We start from the raw sequence: 22,526 nt of genomic DNA, 5'->3' as shown, positions 1-22,526 counted from the left end.
TGCAACAATATGATGCTGGAAATTTCGTCCAATATTTCATCGGGGCATGATTGTGCTATTGCGAACTATGATATTTAGCTATAATATCGGGTTAGGAAGTTTCCGTTGTCTGTCAGGCACCATCACAGGTAATGAAAGCCTACGAGAATTTTCTAACGAGCGATAATTACCGGTAATTATTCATCGCAACAAGTTGTTTTAACTTTGAATTAATCTAAGGAAAACCCATGAAAAAATCTTTGCTGATCGTCTCCCTGATGGCTGTTGCTCTGGCTGCTTGCTCGAAAAAAGAAGAGCCAGTTGTTGCTCCAGCAGCAGAAGTAACCGCACCAGCAGCTGACGCAGCCGCACCAGCAGCTGACGCAGCCGCACCAGCAGCTGCCGCACCAGCAGCTGACGCTGCTGCTGCAGCAACCGCTGCTTCGCCAGCTGCTGACGCTGCTGCTCCTGCTGCGCCGGCCGCTGCTGAAGCTGCTGCATCGCCTGCTAAGTAATCAGCATGATTTAGAAAAAGCCGGCCTGCGGGCCGGTTTTTTTTCGCCTAAAGATCGGGGACAGACCCCAAAATCGGGGACAGACCCCGATCTTGGGGTCTGTCCCCGATTTTAAGGTCTGTCCCCGATCAATTAAATTGAAACAATCGGAAACAATTGTAAGTGCCGCACGCGAAAAAAAACCGGCCATCGGCCGGTTTTTCGTTTGTGCGGAGGATCTTACTTCAGCTCGTCGTTCAGCAGTTTCAGGATCTTGGCGCCGGTCGCCGACACTTCCGCCTTGCCTTCGTTGTTCTGCACCGAGACCTGGCTGGCCGTCGCGCCCTGCTCGCTCTTGACGAGGATGCGGTAGCGCTGCGCTTCCTTGGCCTTGTCGTCGGTCTTGCCGAAGCTGAGCAGCTTGCTCAGGAAGCCTTGGGTGTCCGCCGCGTCCGGATCGACGTAGCGTACGAAGTAGGTGCCTTGCACGCGGTCGCGGTCTTCGACGGTAAAGCCGACGCGGTCGAGCGCCAGGCCGACACGGCGCCATGCGCGGTCGAAGCCTTCGTCCACTTCCACGTAGTCGCCGCCGGCTGCATTGACCAGCTTGGCGTGCTGGGGCGCGACCACGGCGCTCTGTACCGCGCTTTCGGCGGTCTTCACGTCAGGCGTGCCGGACAGCTTGGCCATCAGCTTGCCGAGGAACTGGGCTTCGAGGCCGGGATCGTTCGGGCGGTTGGTCCAGGTGGTCGATTCCTTGTGCGAACCTACCAGCACTTCTTCCATGCCGCGGTGGCTGATGTAGATCTCGGTCGAGCCGTCCGCCGCGCGCTCGAGGCGGGTACGGTACTTGTCGCGCTCGCCAGTCGAGTAGAACGAGTTGAAGACCTTGCCCAGCGTGTCGCGGATCGTGCCTTGCGGGAGCTTGGCGCGGTTTTCGGTCCAGTCGGTTTCCATGGTGCCGGCCGCCGACGATTCGCTGGCGACGGCGAAGCCGTTGTCGGTCCAGAATTGCTTCAGTTGCGGCCACAGTTGTTCCGGGGTCTGGTTGACCACCAGCCAGCGCTGGCTGCCGGCGCGCTCGACGCGGATAGCGCCGGTGCTGGCGACGCCGATCTGTTCGCCCGACGGCGCTGCCGCCGCAGGCTGGGTGCCGCGCGCCTGCTGGTAGCCCGACGCGGTTGCCACGCCGCGGCCGTCAGGCACGGCGTAGCGGTTGTCCTTCTGCAGCTGGGTCAGGTCCGGCGGTACGTCCAGGGCCTGGGCCTTCTTGGCGCCGCGGTAGTCGACTTTGTCGGACTCGACGACCGAGCCGATCATGCCGCAGCCGGCCAGGCTGGCCATCAGCGCGGTGAGGACGAGGCCGCGGGTAGCGGAAGTCGTCAAGGCGGAGCTAGTTGTCTTGCGAATTGTCATGTCGTAACTGGTTATGAAGCTGCAGGCAGCGGATGTCAGGGTGATCCAGGCCCTTGTGGGGCCGGGGCAGTTAAAGGACGCCGGCGTCGCTGAGGGCGTCGCGTACGGTGTCGTGGGCGTTGGCCGAGAGCGGGACCAGTGGCAGGCGGATGCCGCCTTCCATCATTCCCATTTCCGCGAGCGCCCATTTGACCGGGACCGGGTTCGGTTCGACGAACAGCTTGGTGTGCAGCGGGAACACCTTGTTGTTGATCTCGATGGCCCTGGCGATATCGCCGTTCATCGCGGCCACGCACAGTTCGTGCATCGCGCGCGGCGCCACGTTGGCGGTCACGGAAATGTTGCCGGCGCCGCCGCACAGCATCAGCGCCATCGCGGTCGGGTCGTCGCCGGAATACACGGCGAACGATTTCGGCACCATTTTCAGCAGCTCGATGCCGCGGCCGATGTTGCCGGTGGCGTCTTTCACGCCGACGATGTTCGGGACCGAGGACAGGCGCAGGATGGTCTCGTTGCTCATGTCGGCCACCGTGCGGCCAGGCACGTTGTACAGGATCACCGGCAGGTCGACCGCTTCGGCGATCGCCTTGAAGTGCTGGTACATGCCTTCCTGGGTCGGACGGTTGTAGTACGGCACCACCTGCAGCGAGGCGTCCGCGCCCGCTTGCTTCGCGTATTCGGTCAGTTTGATCGCTTCCGCGGTCGAATTGCCGCCGGTACCGGCGATGACGGGAATGCGGCCGGCCACGTGATCGACCGCGAACTTGATCAGGTCGCAGTGTTCTTCAACGGTGACGGTCGCCGATTCGCCGGTGGTGCCGACGATGACGATGCTGTCGGTGCCTTCGGCGATGTGCCAGTCGATCAGCTTGCGCAGGCCTGGATAATCCAGACTGCCATCTGCGTGCATCGGCGTAACGATTGCTACTATGCTGCCCTTGATCATATGAATGTGACTAAGCTGGTAAATAAAAGCCTGATTGTAGCGGATAGCCCGCGCGATTGGTTCATTCTTGTCTAGATTCGCGGCTCGAATCAGCCTGACGCCGCCGCGAGCCGCGCGTTTTGCCATGCAAACCCCGGTCCGCAGGCGCACAGCCGCTGCACCATGGCCGGTTTTGGGGCCGCCGTGTAGCCGTCCTCGAAAGCGATTACGCGCAGGCCCATTCCGGCCGCCAGCGCCAGCAATTCGCCGTGTTCCAGCAAAAACGCCGGGTTGGACGGCTTGCCGAAGGCCTCATTGCCAATCGCGAAAGTCTCGTAGATCAGCAGGCCGTCGGGACGCAGGCTGGCAGCCAGTTGCGCAAACAGCGGACGATGCAAATAATTGGTCACGACGATGGCGGCGAAGCGCTCGCGCGCGAACGGCCACGCCAGCGCCGGATCTTCCAGGTCGAAGGCCATCGTGGTGACGCCCTGCCCCGCCGCCTCGGCCAGCGCGGCGTCGTCGCGGTCGACCGCCAGCACCTGGTGCCCCAATGCGGCGAAATGGCGCGCATGGCGTCCGCTGCCGCAGGCCAGGTCGAGCACTTCACCGCCTGGCGCCAGCGGCGCGAAGCGCGCCACCCAGGCCGACGGTTGGGAAATCGCGTGGCTGTCCATCAGGTGTACGACAGGCCCATGGCTTCGCGCACGTCGCGCATGGTTTCCTGCGCCAGCTTGCGGGCGGCGTCGCAGCCGTCGGCGACGATGGCGCGCACCAGCGACGGGTCGTCCAGGTATTGCTGCGCGCGCTCGTGCATCGGCTCCTGTTCCTTGATGATCGCGTCGATGACCGGCTGTTTGCACTCAAGGCAACCGATGCCGGCGGTGGTGCAGCCCTTGACCACCCAGTCGCGCGTGGCGGAGTCGGAATACACTTCGTGCAACTGCCATACCGGGCATTTGCGCGGGTCGCCCGGATCGCTGCGGCGCACGCGCGCGGGGTCGGTCGGCATGGTGCGGACCTTTTTGTCACCGAGTCCTTGTCCTCGCGCATCGCGATCGCGTTGCCGTAGCTCTTGGACATCTTGCGGCCGTCGAGTCCGGGCAGGCGCGAGGCCTCGGTCAGCTTTGCCTGCGGCTCCACCAGAATCAGCTTGCGGCTGCCCTCGAGGTAGCCGAACAGGCGCTCGCGGTCGATCATCGACAGGCTCTGGGCGTCGTCGAGCATGGCGCGCGCCTGTTCGAGCGCGTCGTCGATGCCGTTCTGCTGGTAGTCGGTGCGCAGTTCGTTGTACAGGCGGGCGCGCTTGGTGCCGAGCTTCTTGACGGCTTCCATCGCCTTTTCTTCGAAGTCCTTCTCCTTGCCGTACAGGTGGTTAAAGCGGCGCGCGATTTCGCGCATCATCTCGATGTGCGGCACCTGGTCCTCGCCGACCGGCACTTCGGTGGCGCGGTAGATCAGCACGTCGGCCGCCTGCAGCAGCGGGTAGCCGAGGAAGCCGTAGGTGGACAAGTCCTTGTTGGACAGGTTGTCGATCTGGTCCTTGTAGGTCGGCACCCGCTCCAGCCAGCCGAGCGGCGTGGCCATCGACAGCAGCAGGTGCAGCTCGGCGTGCTCCGGCACTTGCGACTGGATGAACAGCGTGGCCTGCGACGGGTCCACGCCCGCCGCCAGCCAGTCGATCAGCATTTCCCAGGTACTGCGCTCGATAATGGTGGGATCGTCGTAATGCGTCGTGAGCGCGTGCCAGTCCGCCACGAAGAACAGGCAGGGCTGCTCCGACTGCATCCGGATCCAGTTTTTCAGCGCGCCGTGGTAGTGGCCAAGGTGCATCGTCCCCGTGGGACGCATGCCGGATACAACGCGGTCGGGATACATGGATTAGCTCAGCAGAAGTCGGAATGGAGTGATCAGGAGGCCCAGCAGGCCGCCGGTCAGCGCGCCCATCGGCGCGAACCAGTAGTCCAGCAGCTTGAACACGAGCAGGCCGATAACGATGAAGAAGCCATACGGCTCGATGCGCGAATACTGGTACGCCATCCGGTGCGGCAGGATGCTGGTCATGATGCGGCCGCCGTCAAGCGGGGGAATCGGTAGCAGATTAAACACGAACATCAGGATATTGACGAACACGCCGGCCTGCGCCACCTTGTACGGGAAGGATTCGGACACCTGGGTGGCCTGCAGCACCAGCGCGAACAGCATCCAGCCGAAGGCCATGACGAAGTTGGCCATCGGGCCGGCAAACGCCACCCATAGCATCTGCTTTTTCGGGTTGCGCAGCTTGCCGAAGTCGATCGGCACCGGCTTGGCATAGCCGAACACGAACGGCGTAAATATATACATCAGGATCGGCAGCGCGATCGTGCCCAGCGGGTCGATGTGGCGCAGCGGGTTCATGCTCATGCGGCCCTGCGAATAGGCGGTGTTGTCGCCGAAGTATTTGGCGGCGTAGGCGTGCGCCGCTTCGTGCAGGGTAATAGCGAAGATCACCGGTAGTGCGTACACGGCAATTGCCTGGATAATTTCGTTCATGTGGGGATTCTAACAGAGCACGGCGCAGCGGCCGCCGGGGGTGGGTGGGGAAAGGACCTGGGCAGGCGCGCTTTACAGGCCGAACAGGGCGGGATCGCCCCGCCCATGGCGGATCAGTTCCGGCTCGGAGCCGGTCAGGTCGATCACCGTGGTCGGTTCCAGCGAACAGGCGCCGCCGTCGATGATCAGGTCGAGCTGTTTTTCGATGCGCTCGCGGATGGTTTCGGCGTCGTTCAGCATGTCGCCGTCCGGCAGGATCAGGGTGGTGCTGATCAATGGCTGGCCGAGTTCTTCCAGCAGGGCCAGCGCGATCGCGTTTTCCGGCACGCGCAGGCCGATGGTCTTGCGCGACGGGTGCGACAGGCGGCGCGGCACCGCGCGCGTGGCTTCCAGGATCACGGTGAACGGTCCCGGCGTGTTCGCCTTCAGAAGGCGGAACTGCTTGTTGTCCACGCGCGCATACTCGGCGATTTCGGACAGGTCGCGGCACAGCAGTGCCAGGTGCTGCTTGTCGTCGATGCCGCGGATGCGGCGCAGCTTTTCCACGGCGCCCTTGTCGTCCAGATGGCATACCAGCGCGTAGCTGGAATCGGTCGGCAGCGCGACCACGCCGCCGCCGTGGATGATCTGCGCCGCCTGCTTGACCAGGCGGAGCTGCGGATTATCCGGATGGATCTGGAAGAACTGACTCATGGGCCGGGGCGGCGCTCAGCGTACGTTCGACAGCGCGGCGATGCGCTGTTCGATCGGCGGGTGGGTCGAGAACAGCGCGCCCCAGCCACCGCCGCCGCCGGAAATGCCGGATGCGGCCATCGACTGCGGCAGCGCGCCAGGCGCCAGGCCGCCCAGGCGGGCCAGCGCGTTCTGCATCGGCACCGGCGTGCCCAGGTACTTGGCGGCGCCGGCGTCGGCGCGGAATTCGCGCTGGCGCGAGAACCAGGCCACGATGATCGAGGCAAGGAGGCCGAAGATGATTTCGCAGACGAACACGGTGACCATGTAGCCGATGCCCGGGCCGCGGTCTTCGCTACCCTTCAGCAGCACCTTGTCGACGAAGAAGCCGACCACGCGCGCCAGGAACACCACGAATGTGTTGACCACGCCCTGGATCAGGGTCAGGGTCACCATGTCGCCGTTGGCGACGTGGGCCACTTCGTGCGCCAGCACAGCCTCGACTTCGTCGCGGTTCATGCTCTGCAGCAGGCCGGTGGACACCGCCACCAGCGCCGAGTTCTTGAAGGCGCCGGTCGCGAACGCGTTCGGCTCGCCGTCGTAGACCGCCACGTCAGGCATGCGGATGCCGGCGCGCTCGGACAGCGCGCGCACCGTATTGACCAGCCACAGCTCGGTCGAGTTGGACGGATTGTCGATGACGCGCGCGCCGGTCGACCACTTGGCCATCGGCTTACTGATCAGCAGGGAGATGAACGATCCCGTGAAACCCACCACTGCCGAGAACACCAGCAATTCCCCGACGTTGATGCCCGCCGCGCTGACGCCGCGGCCGATGCCGAGGATGTTCAGCACCAGCGACAGGACCAGCATCACCGCAAGGTTGGTGGCGAGGAACAGAATAATGCGTTTCATGAAGCCTCCCGGCTTAAGTTGTGATTGACGAGCCGCTAAGATAAGGGTGCCCTATGGAAAATTCAAGTATTGCAAGCTTAACCCTGGCTTAAGCCGGGCATCAGAACCAGTCGTGCCAGACCGGTGTGACGTTCGAGGGCAGCGGCGGCAGCTGCGCAAATTCGATCCGGTTTTCGCCCGGCGCATGGAAATCGGTGCCGCGCGAAGCCAGGAAGCCGTAGCGGCGCGCCAGTTCGGCGTAGCGTGGGTACTGGTCCGGCGTGTGGCTGCCGGTAACGACTTCGATCGCGGTGCCGCCCAGGTCCTTGAATTCGTCGAACAGCGCGCCCTCGGCCGTGGGGCCGAACTTGTAGCGTCCCGGATGGGCGATAACGGCGATGCCGCCGGCCGCCCTGATCCAGCCGACTGCCTGCGCCAGGGTGGCCCAGCGGTGCGGCACGTAGCCCGGCTTGCCCTCGGTGAGATATTTACGGAACACGTCCGGGATGGTGTTGCACACGCCCTGCTCCACCAGGAAGCGCGCGAAATGGGTGCGCGACATGAGGTCGGGATTCGCGACATATTTCAGCGCGCCTTCGTAGGCTCCAGGGATGCCGGCCTTTTCCAGTTGCGCCGCGATCTCGCGGCCGCGCGCATCGCGCCCGCTGCGGGTGTCGGCCAGCCCCTGGGCAAGCGCGGGATTGTTCTCGTCGACCTGCAGGCCGACGATGTGCACGGTGTTGTTGGCCCAGGTGATCGAGATCTCGACGCCGGGCACGAACCGCATGCCAAGCGCCTGCGCGGCGGCGCGCGCCTCCGCGATGCCGTCGACTTCATCGTGGTCGGTCAGCGCCCACACCTCGACGCCGTCCTTGTGCGCGTAGTTCGCCAGGGCGGTCGGCGACAGCACGCCGTCGGACACGTTGGAATGGCAGTGGAGATCGACAGTCAGCATACGTGGAACAAACCTCGGATCGGGAATATGGTCGCGAAGGCTTCATTGTACGCTGAGTGCAGCGCTTACTTGAGGAAGTCCTCCAGCATCCGCGCCAGCAGCTCCGGCTGGTCGTGGTGCAGCATATGCCCCGCATCCGGCATCATGTGCGCGGTGACGTTGGCCAGGTTCGACAGCCGCCGATCGATCTCGGCGCGCGCCTGCTCCTTCGGCCCCATCCACTGCCACATGTTGGTGTCCTCGGCCTCGACCCACATCACCGGCGCGGTGATCGCACGCCAGCAGGCCAGTACCTCCTCGACCTGGTACAGCATGGGGCTGGGCTTCTTGTGCAGCGGATCGCCCAGGATCTCCCATTCGCCCGCCTCGTTGGGCGCCGACCAGTGCTGCGACAGGAAGTCCGCCCGCTCGCCGGTCAGGCGCGGGTTGGTTTTCTGCAGCCGCGCCGCCACCGCCTGCCGGTCCGGATAGTTGCGCAGCACCGGCGGCGTGCGCAGGTCGTCGAGCCACTGCGCATAGCGCTTCGGCGACTGTTCCGGTTTGGTGGCGGGCAGGCCGAAGCCTTCCAGGTTGACCAGGCGGCGCACCCGGTGCGGACGCACGCCGGCGTAAGTGCCGACGATATTGCCGCCCATGCTGTGCCCCACCAGGTTGACCGCCTCGCCCGGCGAGTAGTGGTCGAGGATCACCTCGAGGTCGCCCACGTAGTCGGGGAACCAGTAGGTGTCGGACTGGGTGCGCCCGGACAGCCCGAAGCCGCGCCAGTCGGGCGCGATCACGTGCCAGTCCTGCTGCAGGCAGTCGACCACGAACTGGAACGAGGCCGCCACGTCCATCCATCCGTGCACCATGAAGATCTTGGGCGCGCCCTCCCTGCCCCAGTGGCGGATATGGCTGCGCAGTCCGCGCACGGTAAGGAATTCGGATCGGGATGATTTCATGATGTTTGCTACCTGATTTAAAAAGAACGACCGTTCGAATTATACGCTGCTGTTGATTTTGTGCTCTACAGCCCCATTTGCTGGCATTCGGCGGTCAACACGGCCTCAAGGCGTAAAATAGCGCCATTCCAACGTTTCCAATACGACTAACATGCCTATCTTCCAGCTGGGGGAGCACGCTCCCGACATCGATGCATCCGCTTTCGTGGCCGAGTCGGCCAACCTGATCGGCAAGGTGACGCTTGAAGCCAATGCCTCGGTGTGGTTCGGCGTGACGATCCGCGGCGACAACGAGCGCATCACCATCGGCGAAGGCAGCAACGTCCAGGAAGGCACCGTGATGCACACCGACATGGGCTTCCCGCTCAACATCGGCAAGGGCGTGACGGTCGGCCACCAGGCGATGCTGCACGGCTGCACGGTAGGCGACGGATCGCTGGTCGGCATCCAGGCCGTGATACTCAACGGAGCCAAGATCGGCAAGGGTTGCCTGGTCGGCGCCGGCGCCCTGGTCACCGAAGGCAAGGAATTCCCCGATTACTCGCTGATTATCGGCGCACCCGCCAAAGCCGTGCGCACACTTAACGAAGACGACATCGCGCGCCTGCAGGCCAGAGCGCAAAGCTATGTCAGGCGCGGCCAGCTGTTCAAGACAGAACTGAAAAGAATCGGATAAAACATGAGCACAGAAATCAAAGACACCCTGCAAAAATTCATCTTCGAGAACGCGGCCGTACGCGGCGAGTTCGTCGAACTGTCCGACACCTGGCGCGAGGTACAGGCACGCCACAGCTATCCGCCTGCGGTCAAGACCGTGCTGGGCGAGATGCTGGCGGCGGCGTCCCTGCTGTCGGCCAACCTGAAGTTCAACGGCTCGATCATCATGCAGATCCACGGCGACGGCCCGGTCAAGCTGATGGTCGTGGAATGCGATTCCAACCAGCGCATGCGCGCCACCGCCAAGCTGGCCGAGCACGCTCAGGTCGACGACAACGCCACCCTGACCGCGCTGCTGAATGCGGGCGGCAATGGCCGCTTTGTCATCACGCTCGACCCGCACGACAAGATGCCGGGCCAGCAGCCTTACCAGGGCATCGTGTCGCTGGACGGCGATGACATGGCGACCGTCATCGAGAACTACATGATGCGTTCCGAGCAGCTCGACACGCGCCTGTGGCTGGGCGCGGACGCGCACGTATCGCGCGGGCTGCTGCTGCAAAAGCTGCCGCGCCACAGCGGCAAGGACGACCAGACCAAGCAGGCCTCCGAGGCGGAAGATCTCGAGACCTGGAACCGCGCGGTGATGCTGGCGTCGACGCTGAAGCAGGAAGAACTGCTGTCGACCGACATCCAGACCCTGTTGAACCGCCTGTTCTGGGAAGAGACGGTGCGCGTGTTCGAGCCGGTGCACCCGCACTTCCACTGCAGCTGCACGCGCGAGAAGGTCGGCAACATGCTGAAGATGCTGGGTACCGAGGAAGTGGAAGCGGCGCTGGAAGACCTGGGCGCGCTGGAGATCAACTGCGACTTCTGCGGCAAGCATTACGCCTTCGACAAGGTCGACTGCGCGCAGCTGTTCGCGGTGGACACGCCGGTGCAGACCATGATTCCGGCCAGCGAGGCGAAGCACTGATACGTAGATACTATGTATGAGGAGGGCGGGCCAGCAATAATCTCAAATTCATCCTAAAGTTAAAGTTCCACCAATATCTTTAAGGGAGAACGAGATGATGCCAGCCCGTGAAAATTATTTTACGCCTGCCGAATTGATTTTGGCAGTGTCCCTCGAACTTGCATCTAAGAAGTGGAAGATCGCCCTCCACGACGGTCAGCGCGAGAACGCCGCGATCAGGACTGTGGACGGGGAAGAACCGATGCAACGGCTGCGGCAAGTGCTTGCTGAGATCGCCCGGTGCAAGGAGAAGTGGGGGCTGCCCGAGAACGTCAGAGTGGTGGTTTTGTTCGAGGCGGGCCAGGACGGGTTCTGGATAGCGCGGGCATTGGAACAGTTCGGAGTGAAGGCCGTGATATGCGATCCGGCGAGCCTTCAGGTGGCGCGCCACGCGCGCCGGGCAAAGACTGACCGGCTGGACGCCATCGCCTTGGTGAGCGCACTGCGGGCCTGGCTGGGCGGCAAGCGAGACGCCATGCGCATCATTCGGATCCCGCCGGTGGAGGCCGAAGGGCAACGGCACCTGGCCCGCGACCGTGGCGAACTGCAGAAAGAGGTGCTGCAACACTGCGACAGGATGCGCAAGCTGCTGCGCACTGTGGGCTGCTGGACCGCCGTTGCAGGGGACTTCAAGCAGCGGCTTGAGCAAGGCAAGGTACGCTGCTACGACGGCTCCCCTTTGCCGCAGCACCTGCTGGAAAGGCTGCTGCGTGAATGCGAGCGTATGGCGCTCGTGGAGCAGCAGTACAACGAGTTGGAGAAGTCCTGGTTCAAGCAGCTGCCGGCGACGGTTCAGGACCGGGTGAGCAAGCTGCAGCGGCTCAGGGCAATCGGTGATGTGGGAAGCGAGCGTCTGGTGCTGGAACTGTTCTGGCGAAACTTCGAAAACCGAAGGCAGGTTGGCGCTGCGGTGGGTCTAGTCCCGCAGCCTTACGACAGCGGGAACAGCCATGCTGACCAGGGCATCAGCAAGCAGGGTAACCGACGCGTCCGATCGCTGCTCATCGAAATGAGCTGGTTCTGGCTACGCTACCAGCCCGAGAGTGCGATCAGCCGATGGTTTGCGGAGCGCACCGGCGGCAGCAAAAGCAAGCGCGGCCGACGGATCGCCATCGTCGCGGTGGCACGGCGCCTGGTCATCGCATTGTGGCGATATCTGGAGCATGACGTCGTGCCCGACGGGGCAAGGCTGAAGACGGCGGCCCACTGACACGTTGTTTGATTTGGTGATGATGTTGTGAGAAGGTGTCTGGCAAGGTAGTGAGCAGTTTGAAGTAGACAGGCCCGTGTTCCACCCTGGTTGCATGACAACCGCCAATAGTAGATGGGGCCTGTACGCATCACGGTCAACTTAAGCGTAAGCGCATGCAGTATCAGGCTAGGCGGCCAAGCCGTCAGCGGATAGAAGGTGGTGAGCTAAGTCTCACGTCGCAGACCGAGAGCTTCAAAATGCCATACCAGTTGCTTGGGTACCGAATCACAGAGTCATCGTGATGAAAATCCGTGGCGAGCAAGACGCACGATTGGTCGACATGGTGCAAAGGCGTAGAGCGTGCCTTTGCACCAAGCCGGACAGTGTACGGCTGTATCGCTGATGTCAAGGATTACCCCCTCCTTGACATCAGCGATACAGCCGGGAGATGGGTGGACTTGAGAGAAAAGCCCTTGACAACGTAGTGTTCATAGAAGGGTGGGAAAACCCTCCGGGCGTATCCCGCCAAAACGGCGGATGGGCTTCGCTATGGGAGTATCCGCCGAATCTGCAAGCCACGATCAGGCCGGGCGATCCGCAATGCGCTGCGTGACAGCGTGAATCCTTTCCCTGACCTTCCTGGCGTCGACCTGCGCCCAATCCTCCAGCACCGGAAGATATTTGGGGTCGAGCGCCGCCTGGATTTTATCGAGGACGAGAAACACCAGCTCGCGGTTCATGTCCTTCAAAAAGTCAAGGGGATATGGACGCACTCCGCCGGCCAGCATGGCGTCGAAGTCGCGGATGATCTCGTCGGCATACGTTTCACGTTCGATCTTCCAGCCGGCGGGTGTGTACACAAGGAAGGGCAGCCGGCCGCTGTAATGGATCGCCAGATAGCCATGCAGGATCGTCCAGTCGATCCTGGCCAGGACGTCTTCTTCGGACACATCGCGGTAGAAGCCGTAACAAGGGTTTTTATCCAGGTCGTGGCTCAGAACGTCACTGGCGCGCGATCCCCGTAATACCTTTGCCAGCAGGGATCGTCCGCCAGTGGCGATCAAGGGATCCGCCGCGCGCAGGATGGCACGGACGTCCTCCGCAGGTAAAGATCGGATTCCTTTCGCGTCAAGGTGAACCCGCACTTGTACAGGACGCCTCGTCATGTCTCATTATGCATTTTTAGTTTCAGCGCTCCGTCGGTGGCGTCGAACGAAAGAAATGCACGACACCAGGATTGGCGTTCCTCCCTTTGCGTGCTTCGCTGACAAAATTTGTGTCAACCAGGTACATTTTTTCAGCTCTATCCCCTGCGCACGTCGAAGTCCGCGTCCTGCCTACTCTCCAAAAGTTGAAGATTCATTATCCATTATTAGTTATACAACGACAACTAACAGTCAGCCTTAGCAACTTGCCGCTACAATCAGGCTTGACATCCTCCCCTTCGTGAACAGAAGGGGATTCCCACTGCTGGCGTCTGATGCCCCAGACGGAAGCCGGACTGAACGAGCCCAGCTTCTCATTCAATCCGCAGGATACCTTTCGACCTCGCCGATGGCGACTGCGGATTGGCAAAAGCGGTACTGATGAATCATACCCCAGCGCGTAATCGCTCACTGCGGCACTTATGGAATTTGACCGTGAACCAACAACAAAGTTCAACACATGACATGACGCTCCCGGTTTCCTGCGGCACCCTGATCGTGAACGCCAGAGGTGAGCTATTGCTCTGCCATGTGACCGGAACGGCCAAATGGGATATTCCAAAGGGGATGCAGGACCCAGGCGAGACGCCGCTCGAGGCGGCGGTGCGCGAGTTGAGGGAAGAATCGGGGTTGGAACTCGACTCCAGGCTGTTTGCCGATCTCGGGTGCTTCGATTACCGCCCCAACAAGAAACTGCACCTGTTCCATGTGCAGGCGCCGGACGGCCTGGATTGCCTCGATCACCTGGAATGCACGAGCTTCTTCCCTCACCACAAGACCGGCGAGCCAACGCCTGAGGCCGACGGATTTCGGTGGGCCTCGCGCGAAGACCTTAAGAAATTGTGCTGGCCGCGGATGGCTGAGCGCTTGTTGACGATGGAGTGGTAGCGGCGTGAGCAGTTCGCCCGATCAAAGGATTCTGAGCTAACACGTCCAGGGCCGCAATGATCTCCTCAATCCGCGCAGTGGGATCTGGAGCATTTTGATTGGACGAGGTAGTCGAAAATGCGATCGAAGTCGTCCTGCAATTCAGGATGCGCGCTTCGAGCTCAGCCGGCAGGAGGATCTTGGTCGACATGGCGCCTCCATAGTTTCGCACTGACTTTAGCATAAAGCCCGTAACGAGGAGGTGACTTGAGACGTCCGATATTTGCGGATTGGGCCCTTCGGGCTTGCAGCGCGCAATCCGGCCTTGGTCCGCATTCGACGGACGGAAAAAAGAGCGAAGCATGCCTGGATGCTTCGCCCTTCGTACAGCCAAGTGCTCAGTTGCTCAGCAGCACATGCGCGATCAACCCGGTGGCCAGCGCCACCAGCAGGTAGTCGTCGCCGGCCTGGACCCAACAATGACCATGTGGTGGCGCATACAGGCGGCGGCCGCGCCAGTCGTTGACGATGTAGCGGTGATCGCGATAACGGTGGTCCAGGTACTCGCCGCGGCGGACGCCGTAGCGCGGTCCGTGGTTGTAGCCGTGATTGTAACCGTGGTAACCGTGGTAACCGTGGTAACCGTGATTGTAGCGGTAGTAGCCGTGGTTATAGCCGTGGTTGTGGCCGTAGCCGCGGCGCTCGTAGCCACGGTAGTTGTTGTCCCAGCGGTCGTGACGGTCCCAGCGATCGCGGCGGTCGTGGTTATTGCCATCGCCGCGGTACGATCGGTCGTGCTGCTCGTAGCGGTTGTCGTTGCGGTAGTCGCGGTCGTAGGTCTGCGCGACAGCGGCACCCGAAGCAAAGGTAGCGGCAATCGCGGCAATAATGAGGGCTTTCGTGGTCATATAAACTCCTGCGGTGAAGAGAAAACAGTTTTCTACCTGGACACCTGCAGAATCATCTTCTCCAGGGACATGAGCTAAAACGTCTCCTTCGCCCATGTGTTCATTTAACCCCCTACCCATGTACAGTTCTACCGGTTACCGGTAAGAAGTGTTACCCGACGTTTCAGACAACTTTTCACGTTTCACAACTATTCGGACTGCCTTCAAAACTCATTCCATTCGCCACGAGTGGCGTCGGACCCATTCGCTACGCGTTTGAACGGCTTCACATTGATTGCCGGGGCGTTACCGATTGCGGCCGCGATGGGCATTGCCGCCCGAGTCGGAAGGGATATCGCCTTCAACGGCACGCCGACAGCCGCGTGCATCCCGTCAAGCTTGAACACGCTGACCAGTTTCGCCAGATTTCCGGCCTGGTCCTGCAAGGATTGGGCCGCTGCCGCCGCCTCTTCCACCAGTGACGCGTTCTGTTGCGTGACCTGGTCCATCTGGCTGATCGCCTGATTGACTTGCTCGATGCCTGAGGTCTGTTCCTGGCCGGCCGCCGTGATCTCCCCCATGACGTCGGTCACGCGCCTGACGCTTGCCACGATCTCATCCATGGTGGCGCCAGCCTGCCCGACCAACTTGCTGCCGACGTCGACCTTCTCAACAGAATCGTCGATCAATGTCTTGATTTCCTTGGCCGCTCCCGCCGAGCGCTGCGCCAGGTTGCGTACTTCAGTGGCGACCACCGCAAAGCCACGGCCCTGCTCTCCAGCGCGCGCTGCTTCGACTGCGGCATTTAGCGCCAGAATATTGGTCTGGAATGCAATGCTGTCGATGACGCTAATGATCTCGACAATCTTCTTCGACGAGTCGTTGATCGAGCTCATGGTGTCGACCACTTGCGACACCACTGCTCCGCCCTTGATTGCGACGTCGGACGCGGACACCGCCAGTTGATTGGCTTGCCGCGCATTGTCGGCATTCTGTTTGACGGTGCTGGTCAGCTCTTCCATCGACGACGCGGTTTCTTCCAGCGAGCTGGCTTGCTCCTCGGTGCGCGACGATAAATCAAGATTGCCGGCCGCGATCTGGCTCGATGCGGTGGCGATGGTATCGGTGGATTGCCGGATTTCGCTGACTGTCTTTGCCAAATTTTGCTGCATTGTTTGCATCGCAAACAACAGGCTGTCATGGTCGCCATGCCTGGTTGCGACCGTCACCGTCAAGTCGCCGGCCGCAATACTGCGCACGATCTGTGCTGCATATTCGGGCTCGCCGCCAAGCTGGCGATAGATATTGCGGACCAGGAAAAAGCCGACCAGGGCCGCTATCACTGCGCCCAATGTAATTGTAATGACAACAGTGTTCCGAAGGGAATCGTAGCGGGCACTCGATTGCTCGTATTCCTTTCTGGCCTCATCGACTTGCAGCTTGCGCAATGCGTCGATACTCTCGCTGGCCGCGGGAATCAATGACTGGAACTTTGCCTCCAACTCCCCGGCAAGCTCGATCCTGCCTTCTCGCAAGGCTGCGACCGCGGGACGCAAGCCCTCGTCGATCATTCTTGCACGGTCCGTGGAAAACCTGTCCGCCAGCCGTTTCTCTTCCGGCGTCAGGTAAGTAGCCATAAACTCACCCCAGGTCTTGGTGATCTCCGCAGCATTTTTATCAATGAGATCTGAATTGACCTTGATGCTGGTATCAATCGGTTTCCGCAACGCCTCCGACAATGCAAGCCGGTTCAACACCAACAGGCGATCTACTCGCGAAACCTGTTCCAGGGCCACGGTACGGTCCTTGTAGACAGTCTCCAATCCTTCGTTGGTCTTTTTCATACCGTACAGTCCCAATAGCCCGATCACGACGGACAACAGGGAAAGAAAGCCGAGTGCGGCACCTAAACGCGCTTTAAGTGTCATAGTCATTCTTGGTCTCCAATTTAGTTTGAGACTACTTCCGGGCTTGCTTGCTGATTATTTAATATAGTTTAAATATTATTGCCAGGCAATTCCATAAGCATGGAAAAACGGGAACGATGGGACAGAACGTTTAGGGAAAAGCGCGGATGCGATTCACGACAGCCAGGCGATCCGTAGTGTCGTCGGCATGTAGACATGCTTGCGGCGGGACTTTCCCCCACAAGGGTGGGCGCCCTACTGGGCGCGCATAAAAAAGCCGTCGGGCTTTCGCTGGACGGCTCTTACAGGATGCGGTGCGGCTGCCTACTCGATGACAGCCTTGCGATCGCCCCTGGGTTCAGGCGGCGGCGGTGGCGGCGTGGCCGATTCGACCGGCTTGCCGTTCTTGCCCAGCACCTGGATGAAGATCTCGTTCTGCTTGATCATCCCCAGCTCGTAGCGCGCGCGTTCTTCCACGGCGCCGGTGCCGGTCTTCAGGTCATTCACTTCCGACTCGAGCTTGGCGTTGCGCGCCCGCAGGTCGGTCGCCTTCTGCTGCGCCCCCGCGACCTGGCTTTCGAGGTCGTATACGCGCAGCCAGCCGCCCTTCCCCAGCCACAGCGGGTACTGGATCAGGAGCAGGAGTGCGGCAAGTGCGAGCGTAATCAGGCGCATGGCATCAGGAGCCGGCCGCGTTCGGCGGCCGGCGTCCCTGCTCTTACTTCAGGTTGTAGAACGCGTCGCGGCCTGGATAGCTGGCGATGTCGCCGAGGTCTTCCTCGATGCGCAGCAGCTGGTTGTACTTGGCCATGCGGTCCGAACGCGACAGCGAGCCGGTCTTGATCTGCAGGGCGTTGGTGCCAACCGCGATGTCCGCGATGGTCGAGTCTTCGGTCTCGCCCGAACGGTGCGAAATGACGGCGGTATAGCCCGCGCGCTTGGCCATTTCGATCGCGGCGAAGGTCTCGGTCAGGGTGCCGATCTGGTTGATCTTGATGAGGATCGAGTTGGCGATGCCCTTCGAGATGCCTTCCTTCAGGATCTTGGTGTTGGTGACGTACAGGTCGTCGCCGACCAGCTGCACCTTCTTGCCCAGGGTTTCGGTCAGGATGGCCCAGCCTTCCCAGTCGTTTTCCGCCATCGCGTCTTCGATCGAGATGATCGGGTACTTGTCGCACCAGGTCGCGAGCATGTTGGTGAACTCGGTCGCGGTGAGCGACATGTCTTCGCCGGACAGCACGTACTTGCCGTCCTTGTAGAATTCGCTGGCCGCGCAGTCCAGGCCCAGCGCGATCTGGGTGCCAGGCTCGTAGCCCGCCAGTTCGATCGCTTCCATGATCAGCTTGATCGCTTCTTCATGGCTGCCGACGTTCGGCGCGAAGCCGCCTTCGTCGCCGACGGATGTGGCCATGCCGTGGTTGGAGAGGATTTTCTTCAGGCTGTGGAACACTTCAGCGCCGTAGCGCACCGCTTCCTTGAAGCTTGGCGCGCCGACCGGGATGATCATGAATTCCTGGATGTCCAGGTTGTTGTCGGCGTGTGCGCCGCCGTTGATGACGTTCATCATCGGCACCGGCATCTGCATCGCGCCCGAACCGCCGAAGTAGCGGTACAGCGGCAGGCCGGCTTCTTCGGCTGCGGCCTTGGCCACTGCCATCGACACCGCCAGCATGGCGTTGGCGCCCAGGCGGCTCTTGTTTTCGGTGCCGTCCAGGTCGATCAGGGTGCGGTCGAGGAAAGCCTGTTCGTTGGCGTCCAGGCCCATGATCGCTTCGGAGATCTCGGTGTTGATATTTTCGCAGGCTTGCAGCACGCCCTTGCCGAAGTAGCGCTTCATGTCGCCGTCGCGCAGCTCGATCGCTTCGCGCGAGCCGGTCGATGCGCCCGACGGCACGGCCGCACGGCCCATCACGCCGGATTCGAGCAGGACGTCGCATTCCACGGTCGGATTGCCGCGCGAATCGATAATTTCGCGGCCGATAATATCAACGATAGCACTCATGCTTTAATCTCCAAGGGGTAAGAAAAGGGCGCGCGGATCCGGAAGGATCCGCCTGTATCTGTCATGCGACCGGCCGCGGCCAAGCTTATTGCGTGAAGCTGGATTCGAGGAAGCCGGCTTTCTTGACTACACGGTCGATGTCGACGAGGGTCGAGAGCAATTCCTTCATGCGGCCCAGCGGGACCGCGTTAGGACCGTCCGACATCGCCTGTGCGGGATTTGGATGGGTTTCCATGAACAGGCCGGCGATGCCGGCTGCCACCGCGGCGCGCGACAGCACCGGGATGTGCTCGCGCTGGCCGCCCGAGGACGTACCCTGCCCGCCCGGCAGCTGCACCGAGTGGGTCGCGTCGAACACCACCGGGCAGTTCGATTCGCGCATGATCGCCAGCGAACGCATGTCGGATACCAGGTTGTTGTAGCCGAACGATACGCCGCGCTCGCAGGCCATGAAGTTATCTTCCAGCAGGCCGGCTTCTTTCGCCGCCAGGCGCGCCTTGTCGATCACGTTCTTCATGTCGCCCGGGGCCAGGAACTGGCCCTTCTTGATGTTGACCGGCAGGCCGGACTGGGCGCAGGCGACGATGAAGTCGGTCTGGCGGCACAGGAAGGCCGGGGTCTGCAGCACGTCGACGACCTTCGACACGACGGCGATCTCTTCGACCGTGTGCACGTCGGTCAGCACCGGCACGCCGATCTCGCGCTTGACGTCGGCCAGGATCTCGAGGCCCTTGTCGATGCCGGGGCCGCGGAACGAGGTGCCCGACGAGCGGTTGGCCTTGTCGAACGACGACTTGTAGATGAACGGTACGCCCAGCGCCGAAGTGATTTCCTTCAGGGTGCCGGCGGTGTCCATCGCCATCTGGCGCGATTCGATCACGCAGGTGCCGGCGATCAGGAAGATGCCATGATCGAGGCCGACGTCAAATCCACAGAGCTTCATGCTGCGTCTCCTTGCAAAGCCGGAGCGCCGGTGTTGGCGGCCTGGCTGTTGGCTGCCTGGTGGGCCAGTGCAGCCTTGATGAATGATGTGAACAGCGGGTGGCCGGTACGCGGGGTCGACTTGAACTCCGGGTGGTACTGGACGCCCATGTACCACGGGTGCGAGTTTTCGCCGGTGCGCGGCAGTTCCATGATTTCGCACAGGTCTTCGGTCGGGGTGCGCGCCGCTACCACCAGGCCGGCCGCTTCAACGCGCGACAGGTAGTGGTTGTTCGCTTCGTAGCGGTGGCGGTGGCGCTCGGTGACGACGCTGCCGTAGATTTCGGCTGCCAGCGTGCCCGGATTGACCGCGCAGGTCTGCGCGCCAAGGCGCATGGTGCCGCCCAGGTCGGAGTTCTCGTCGCGCTTTTCGACCTTGCCGTCGTGGTTCTGCCACTCGTTGATGAGGGCGACGACCGGCTGGTCGGTCTCGGTATCGAACTCGGTGGAGTTGGCGTTGACCAGGCCCGCCTTGTGGCGTGCGTATTCGATCAGCGCGACCTGCATGCCGAGGCAGATGCCGAGGTAAGGGATCTTGTTTTCACGTGCGTAGCGGGCGGCCATGATCTTGCCCTCCACGCCGCGCTTGCCGAAGCCGCCCGGAACCAGGATCGCATCGTACTTGGCCAGGTGGTCGCAGCCGCGGGTTTCGATGTCTTCCGAGTCGAGGTATTCGATGTTGACGCGGCTTTCGGTGTGGATGCCGGCGTGGCGCAGCGCTTCGGTCAGCGACTTGTACGACTCGGTCAGGTCGACGTACTTGCCGACCATGCCGATCGTGACGGACGCCTTCGGATGCTCCAGCGCGTGAATCAGCTTGGTCCACATCGACAGGTCGGCCGGCGGCGCATCGATGCCGAGGGCTTCGAGGATGATCTCGTCCAGGCCCTGGTCGTGCAGCACTTGCGGCACCTTGTAGATGGTGTCGACGTCCCACACGGAGATGACGGCCTGCTCTTCGACGTTCGAGAACAGCGAGATCTTCGCGCGCTCGTCGTCCGGGATGCGGCGGTCGGCGCGGCACAGCAGCGCGTTCGGCGAAATGCCGATCTCGCGCAGCTTCTGCACGCTGTGCTGGGTAGGCTTGGTTTTCAGTTCGCCGGCCGATGCGATGTACGGCACCAGGGTCAGGTGAACGAAAGCCGACGACTTGCGGCCGGCGCGCAGCGACAGCTGGCGCGCAGCTTCGAGGAAGGGCAGCGATTCGATGTCGCCGACGGTGCCGCCGATTTCAACCAGCGCCACGTCCACGCCTTCGGCGCCGCGGTAGATGAAGTCCTGGATCTCGTTGGTGATGTGCGGGATCACCTGCACGGTCTTGCCGAGGTACTCGCCGCGGCGTTCCTTGCGGATCACCGATTCGTAGATCTGGCCGGTGGTGAAGTTGTTCACCTTGCGCATGCGGGTGCTGATGAAACGCTCGTAGTGGCCGAGGTCGAGGTCGGTTTCGGCCCCGTCGTCGGTGACGAATACTTCGCCGTGCTGCATGGGGCTCATGGTGCCCGGATCGACGTTGATGTACGGGTCCAGCTTGAGCATGGTGACTTTGAGGCCGCGCGATTCAAGGATCGCGGCGAGAGAGGCGGCGGCAATCCCTTTACCCAGGGAAGACACGACGCCACCGGTGACGAAGACAAATTTGGTCATTGCAGAATGGTGCCGAACGGCACGCGCGGGAAATTGAAATTATACCTTAAACCAGCCAATACTTCCGCAAAACAAGGCAAAAATCGTCATTACCGACTGCCAATTACCCATCTTCAATAGACATATGGTGCGGCTGCATACAAAGTGTCGGGCGGCCGCTGGCGCTTTTTGGTCATTGCCGCCATTATCTTAATGATTTGACAATTCGAGGCCCCATGCACTCTTCCGATCCATCCATGTTGCCTCCCGCCGAAGACGGCGGCGTGCCGGCCGGCGCCGCTGCCGCCAACGACAGCGACAGCGCGCTGCAAACCCATGCCTTCACCTTCACAGGCAGCGGCAAGGAATACTTTCGCATCTGGATCGTCAACCTGCTGCTGACTGTCGTCACGCTGGGCATCTACTCGGCATGGGCGAAGGTGCGTCGCCTGCAGTATTTTGACCGCAACACGCAGCTGGCGGGGGCGTCATTCGACTTCGACGGCGATCCGAAGGCGATCCTGCGCGGGCGCATCGTGGCGGTCGTGCTGCTGGCCGCATATAACTACGCCTTCGGGTTTTCGCTAGCCGTGGGCATGGGTATCGTGGGCATGCTGCTGCTGACGCTCCCGTTCATGATGCGCGGCGCGCTGCGATTCCGCCTGCGCAATACGCGCTACCGCGGGCTGCGCTTCAACTTCAGCGGCACAGTCAAGGGCGCCTACCTGGCCTATCTGCCGCCGCTGGTGCTGTTCCTGTTCCCGGCGGCCTTGCTGGCGCTCGACCCGACCGGCGCGCTGCTGTTTCCGTTCTTTGCCGCCTACCTTGGCTGGCCGCTAATGCACGGGGCGATGAAACGCTACCAGCACCGGCACCTGGAATTCGGTTCGCTGCAATCGTCATTCGACGTCAAGAAGCGCCGCTTCTTCAAACCTTACCTGGTTGCCATGGGACTGTGGGTTGCCGTCGTTATCGGCATGGTGATCGCTTTCGCTGCGCTCGCCTTCGTGGCCGGGCCCAACAACAAGAATGTTCCCCCACTATTCCTGTTCCTGCCGCTGCTGATGGGCTTGGTGATGGCCTACCTGATCTACCTCATCGCCGGACCCTACGTACAGGTCCGGGTCGGCAATCTCGTATGGTCCAACACCTGTTTCCCCGGCATCCGGATTTCGTCCTTCCTGAAGGCGCGCGGCTACATGAAGCTGCTGACCGTCAACACAGTACTGACCATCCTCACGCTGGGACTGTACCGTCCGTTTGCCGTGGTGCGCTCCTACGAATACCGCCTGGCGCACATGACTGTCGAGACCGATGGCTCGTTCGAACATGTCGCGGCCGGCGTCAACGGCCCGTCGCGCGCCGCCGCCAGCGAT

Annotated in this window: 21 protein-coding genes and 1 pseudogene; 6 read left to right on the top strand and 16 right to left on the bottom strand. The window is 61.7% G+C overall.

Annotation, left to right across the window (positions count from 1 at the left end; genetic code table 11):
- The first annotated feature begins 227 nt into the window (after nt 1–227).
- Entirely contained in the window at nt 228–494 is a 267-nt protein-coding gene (locus D3872_RS26675) for a hypothetical protein (protein ID WP_119812326.1), read from the top strand.
- Nucleotides 495–713: 219 nt separating this feature from the next.
- Here D3872_RS26675 and bamC read toward each other — a convergent pair whose 3' ends face one another.
- From bamC to D3872_RS19180, 9 genes and pseudogenes are all read right to left on the bottom strand, one after another.
- The gene (bamC, locus tag D3872_RS19220) at nt 714–1,889 is read right to left on the bottom strand and encodes an NlpB/DapX family lipoprotein (protein ID WP_119812325.1); all 1,176 of its coding nucleotides are present in this window, start codon (nt 1,887–1,889) and stop codon (nt 714–716) included.
- 70 nt (nt 1,890–1,959) lie between these two features.
- Nucleotides 1,960–2,835 carry a 4-hydroxy-tetrahydrodipicolinate synthase gene (gene dapA, locus D3872_RS19215; RefSeq protein ID WP_119812324.1) on the bottom strand — a complete coding sequence of 292 codons (876 nt, stop codon included), beginning with the start codon at nt 2,833–2,835 and terminating at the stop codon, nt 1,960–1,962.
- 89 nt (nt 2,836–2,924) lie between these two features.
- Nucleotides 2,925–3,491 carry a class I SAM-dependent methyltransferase gene (locus D3872_RS19210; protein WP_119812323.1) on the bottom strand — a complete coding sequence of 189 codons (567 nt, stop codon included), beginning with the start codon at nt 3,489–3,491 and terminating at the stop codon, nt 2,925–2,927.
- Nucleotides 3,491–4,692: pseudogene (locus D3872_RS19205) on the bottom strand (tryptophan--tRNA ligase). Before D3872_RS19205 ends, D3872_RS19210 begins: the two are co-directional and overlap by 1 nt.
- A gap of 3 nt (nt 4,693–4,695) precedes the next feature.
- Nucleotides 4,696–5,349 carry a site-2 protease family protein gene (locus D3872_RS19200; RefSeq protein WP_119812322.1) on the bottom strand — a complete coding sequence of 218 codons (654 nt, stop codon included), beginning with the start codon at nt 5,347–5,349 and terminating at the stop codon, nt 4,696–4,698.
- A 72-nt stretch (nt 5,350–5,421) separates the two neighbouring features.
- The gene (locus tag D3872_RS19195; protein ID WP_119812321.1) at nt 5,422–6,042 is read right to left on the bottom strand and encodes an L-threonylcarbamoyladenylate synthase; all 621 of its coding nucleotides are present in this window, start codon (nt 6,040–6,042) and stop codon (nt 5,422–5,424) included.
- Between the two features lie 15 nt (nt 6,043–6,057).
- A complete protein-coding gene (gene htpX, locus D3872_RS19190; RefSeq protein WP_119812320.1) occupies nt 6,058–6,936 on the bottom strand; it encodes a protease HtpX in 879 nt (292 codons plus the stop codon).
- Between the two features lie 100 nt (nt 6,937–7,036).
- On the bottom strand, nt 7,037–7,870 hold the full coding sequence (locus D3872_RS19185) for a 3',5'-nucleoside bisphosphate phosphatase (protein WP_119812319.1): 834 nt from the start codon (nt 7,868–7,870) through the stop codon (nt 7,037–7,039).
- A 65-nt stretch (nt 7,871–7,935) separates the two neighbouring features.
- Complete coding sequence (locus D3872_RS19180; protein ID WP_119812318.1) at nt 7,936–8,811, bottom strand: alpha/beta fold hydrolase; 876 nt, start codon at nt 8,809–8,811, stop codon at nt 7,936–7,938.
- Nucleotides 8,812–8,962: 151 nt separating this feature from the next.
- On the opposite strand from D3872_RS19180, the gene D3872_RS19175 reads away from it, so the two are divergent.
- The 3 genes from D3872_RS19175 to D3872_RS19165 all read left to right on the top strand — a co-directional run bounded on the left by D3872_RS19175 (nt 8,963) and on the right by D3872_RS19165 (nt 11,693).
- Nucleotides 8,963–9,487, top strand: a complete 525-nt coding sequence (locus tag D3872_RS19175) for a gamma carbonic anhydrase family protein (RefSeq protein WP_119812317.1) — start codon at nt 8,963–8,965, stop codon at nt 9,485–9,487.
- 3 nt (nt 9,488–9,490) lie between these two features.
- Nucleotides 9,491–10,444, top strand: coding sequence for an Hsp33 family molecular chaperone HslO (gene hslO, locus D3872_RS19170; protein ID WP_119812316.1), 954 nt, complete (start codon nt 9,491–9,493; stop codon nt 10,442–10,444).
- A 94-nt stretch (nt 10,445–10,538) separates the two neighbouring features.
- Complete coding sequence (locus D3872_RS19165) at nt 10,539–11,693, top strand: IS110 family RNA-guided transposase (protein WP_441295138.1); 1,155 nt, start codon at nt 10,539–10,541, stop codon at nt 11,691–11,693.
- Between the two features lie 563 nt (nt 11,694–12,256).
- On the opposite strand, the gene D3872_RS19160 is transcribed toward D3872_RS19165, so the two are convergent.
- The gene (locus tag D3872_RS19160; protein WP_119812315.1) at nt 12,257–12,841 is read right to left on the bottom strand and encodes an RQC-minor-1 family DNA-binding protein; all 585 of its coding nucleotides are present in this window, start codon (nt 12,839–12,841) and stop codon (nt 12,257–12,259) included.
- 474 nt (nt 12,842–13,315) lie between these two features.
- Here D3872_RS19160 and D3872_RS19150 point away from each other — a divergent pair, with 474 nt between their 5' ends.
- Nucleotides 13,316–13,768: an NUDIX hydrolase gene (locus D3872_RS19150; protein ID WP_182915862.1), complete on the top strand. Its 453-nt coding sequence runs from the start codon at nt 13,316–13,318 to the stop codon at nt 13,766–13,768.
- Nucleotides 13,769–14,145: 377 nt separating this feature from the next.
- Here D3872_RS19150 and D3872_RS19145 read toward each other — a convergent pair whose 3' ends face one another.
- From D3872_RS19145 to pyrG, 6 genes are all read right to left on the bottom strand, one after another.
- Entirely contained in the window at nt 14,146–14,655 is a 510-nt protein-coding gene (locus D3872_RS19145; RefSeq protein WP_119812313.1) for an RcnB family protein, read from the bottom strand.
- A 203-nt stretch (nt 14,656–14,858) separates the two neighbouring features.
- Nucleotides 14,859–16,568, bottom strand: coding sequence for a methyl-accepting chemotaxis protein (locus D3872_RS19140; protein WP_119812312.1), 1,710 nt, complete (start codon nt 16,566–16,568; stop codon nt 14,859–14,861).
- Between the two features lie 297 nt (nt 16,569–16,865).
- Complete coding sequence (gene ftsB, locus D3872_RS19135) at nt 16,866–17,216, bottom strand: cell division protein FtsB (protein ID WP_119812311.1); 351 nt, start codon at nt 17,214–17,216, stop codon at nt 16,866–16,868.
- A gap of 43 nt (nt 17,217–17,259) precedes the next feature.
- Nucleotides 17,260–18,543 (bottom strand): phosphopyruvate hydratase, encoded by a 1,284-nt coding sequence (eno, locus tag D3872_RS19130; protein ID WP_119812310.1) that lies wholly within the window; start codon nt 18,541–18,543, stop codon nt 17,260–17,262.
- Between the two features lie 85 nt (nt 18,544–18,628).
- Entirely contained in the window at nt 18,629–19,486 is an 858-nt protein-coding gene (gene kdsA, locus D3872_RS19125) for a 3-deoxy-8-phosphooctulonate synthase (RefSeq protein WP_119812309.1), read from the bottom strand.
- The gene (gene pyrG / locus D3872_RS19120; RefSeq protein WP_119812308.1) at nt 19,483–21,171 is read right to left on the bottom strand and encodes a CTP synthase; all 1,689 of its coding nucleotides are present in this window, start codon (nt 21,169–21,171) and stop codon (nt 19,483–19,485) included. Before pyrG ends, kdsA begins: the two co-directional genes overlap by 4 nt.
- A gap of 236 nt (nt 21,172–21,407) precedes the next feature.
- On the opposite strand from pyrG, the gene D3872_RS19115 reads away from it, so the two are divergent.
- A partial coding sequence (locus tag D3872_RS19115) for a YjgN family protein (RefSeq protein ID WP_182915861.1) occupies nt 21,408–22,526 on the top strand: 1,119 nt, incomplete at its 3' end.

The sequence above is a fragment of the Massilia cavernae genome (assembly GCF_003590855.1).
Taxonomy (GTDB): domain Bacteria; phylum Pseudomonadota; class Gammaproteobacteria; order Burkholderiales; family Burkholderiaceae_D; genus Telluria_A; species Telluria_A cavernae.
This window is presented reverse-complemented; position numbering and strand designations above follow the sequence as displayed.

Excerpts from the sequence above, each read along its gene's own strand:
- D3872_RS19165 (WP_441295138.1), top strand. The coding sequence starts at position 10,539 with ATGATGCCAGCCCGTGAAAATTATTTTACGCCTGCCGAATTGATTTTG.
- D3872_RS26675 (WP_119812326.1), top strand. The coding sequence starts at position 228 with ATGAAAAAATCTTTGCTGATCGTCTCCCTGATGGCTGTTGCTCTGGCT.
- hslO (WP_119812316.1), top strand. The coding sequence starts at position 9,491 with ATGAGCACAGAAATCAAAGACACCCTGCAAAAATTCATCTTCGAGAAC.
- D3872_RS19180 (WP_119812318.1), bottom strand. The coding sequence starts at position 8,811 with ATGAAATCATCCCGATCCGAATTCCTTACCGTGCGCGGACTGCGCAGC.
- ftsB (WP_119812311.1), bottom strand. The coding sequence starts at position 17,216 with ATGCGCCTGATTACGCTCGCACTTGCCGCACTCCTGCTCCTGATCCAG.
- bamC (WP_119812325.1), bottom strand. The coding sequence starts at position 1,889 with ATGACAATTCGCAAGACAACTAGCTCCGCCTTGACGACTTCCGCTACC.
- eno (WP_119812310.1), bottom strand. The coding sequence starts at position 18,543 with ATGAGTGCTATCGTTGATATTATCGGCCGCGAAATTATCGATTCGCGC.
- D3872_RS19140 (WP_119812312.1), bottom strand. The coding sequence starts at position 16,568 with ATGACTATGACACTTAAAGCGCGTTTAGGTGCCGCACTCGGCTTTCTT.
- D3872_RS19200 (WP_119812322.1), bottom strand. The coding sequence starts at position 5,349 with ATGAACGAAATTATCCAGGCAATTGCCGTGTACGCACTACCGGTGATC.
- D3872_RS19210 (WP_119812323.1), bottom strand. The coding sequence starts at position 3,491 with ATGGACAGCCACGCGATTTCCCAACCGTCGGCCTGGGTGGCGCGCTTC.
- D3872_RS19160 (WP_119812315.1), bottom strand. The coding sequence starts at position 12,841 with ATGACGAGGCGTCCTGTACAAGTGCGGGTTCACCTTGACGCGAAAGGA.
- D3872_RS19175 (WP_119812317.1), top strand. The coding sequence starts at position 8,963 with ATGCCTATCTTCCAGCTGGGGGAGCACGCTCCCGACATCGATGCATCC.
- D3872_RS19145 (WP_119812313.1), bottom strand. The coding sequence starts at position 14,655 with ATGACCACGAAAGCCCTCATTATTGCCGCGATTGCCGCTACCTTTGCT.
- kdsA (WP_119812309.1), bottom strand. The coding sequence starts at position 19,486 with ATGAAGCTCTGTGGATTTGACGTCGGCCTCGATCATGGCATCTTCCTG.
- pyrG (WP_119812308.1), bottom strand. The coding sequence starts at position 21,171 with ATGACCAAATTTGTCTTCGTCACCGGTGGCGTCGTGTCTTCCCTGGGT.
- htpX (WP_119812320.1), bottom strand. The coding sequence starts at position 6,936 with ATGAAACGCATTATTCTGTTCCTCGCCACCAACCTTGCGGTGATGCTG.
- D3872_RS19185 (WP_119812319.1), bottom strand. The coding sequence starts at position 7,870 with ATGCTGACTGTCGATCTCCACTGCCATTCCAACGTGTCCGACGGCGTG.
- dapA (WP_119812324.1), bottom strand. The coding sequence starts at position 2,835 with ATGATCAAGGGCAGCATAGTAGCAATCGTTACGCCGATGCACGCAGAT.
- D3872_RS19195 (WP_119812321.1), bottom strand. The coding sequence starts at position 6,042 with ATGAGTCAGTTCTTCCAGATCCATCCGGATAATCCGCAGCTCCGCCTG.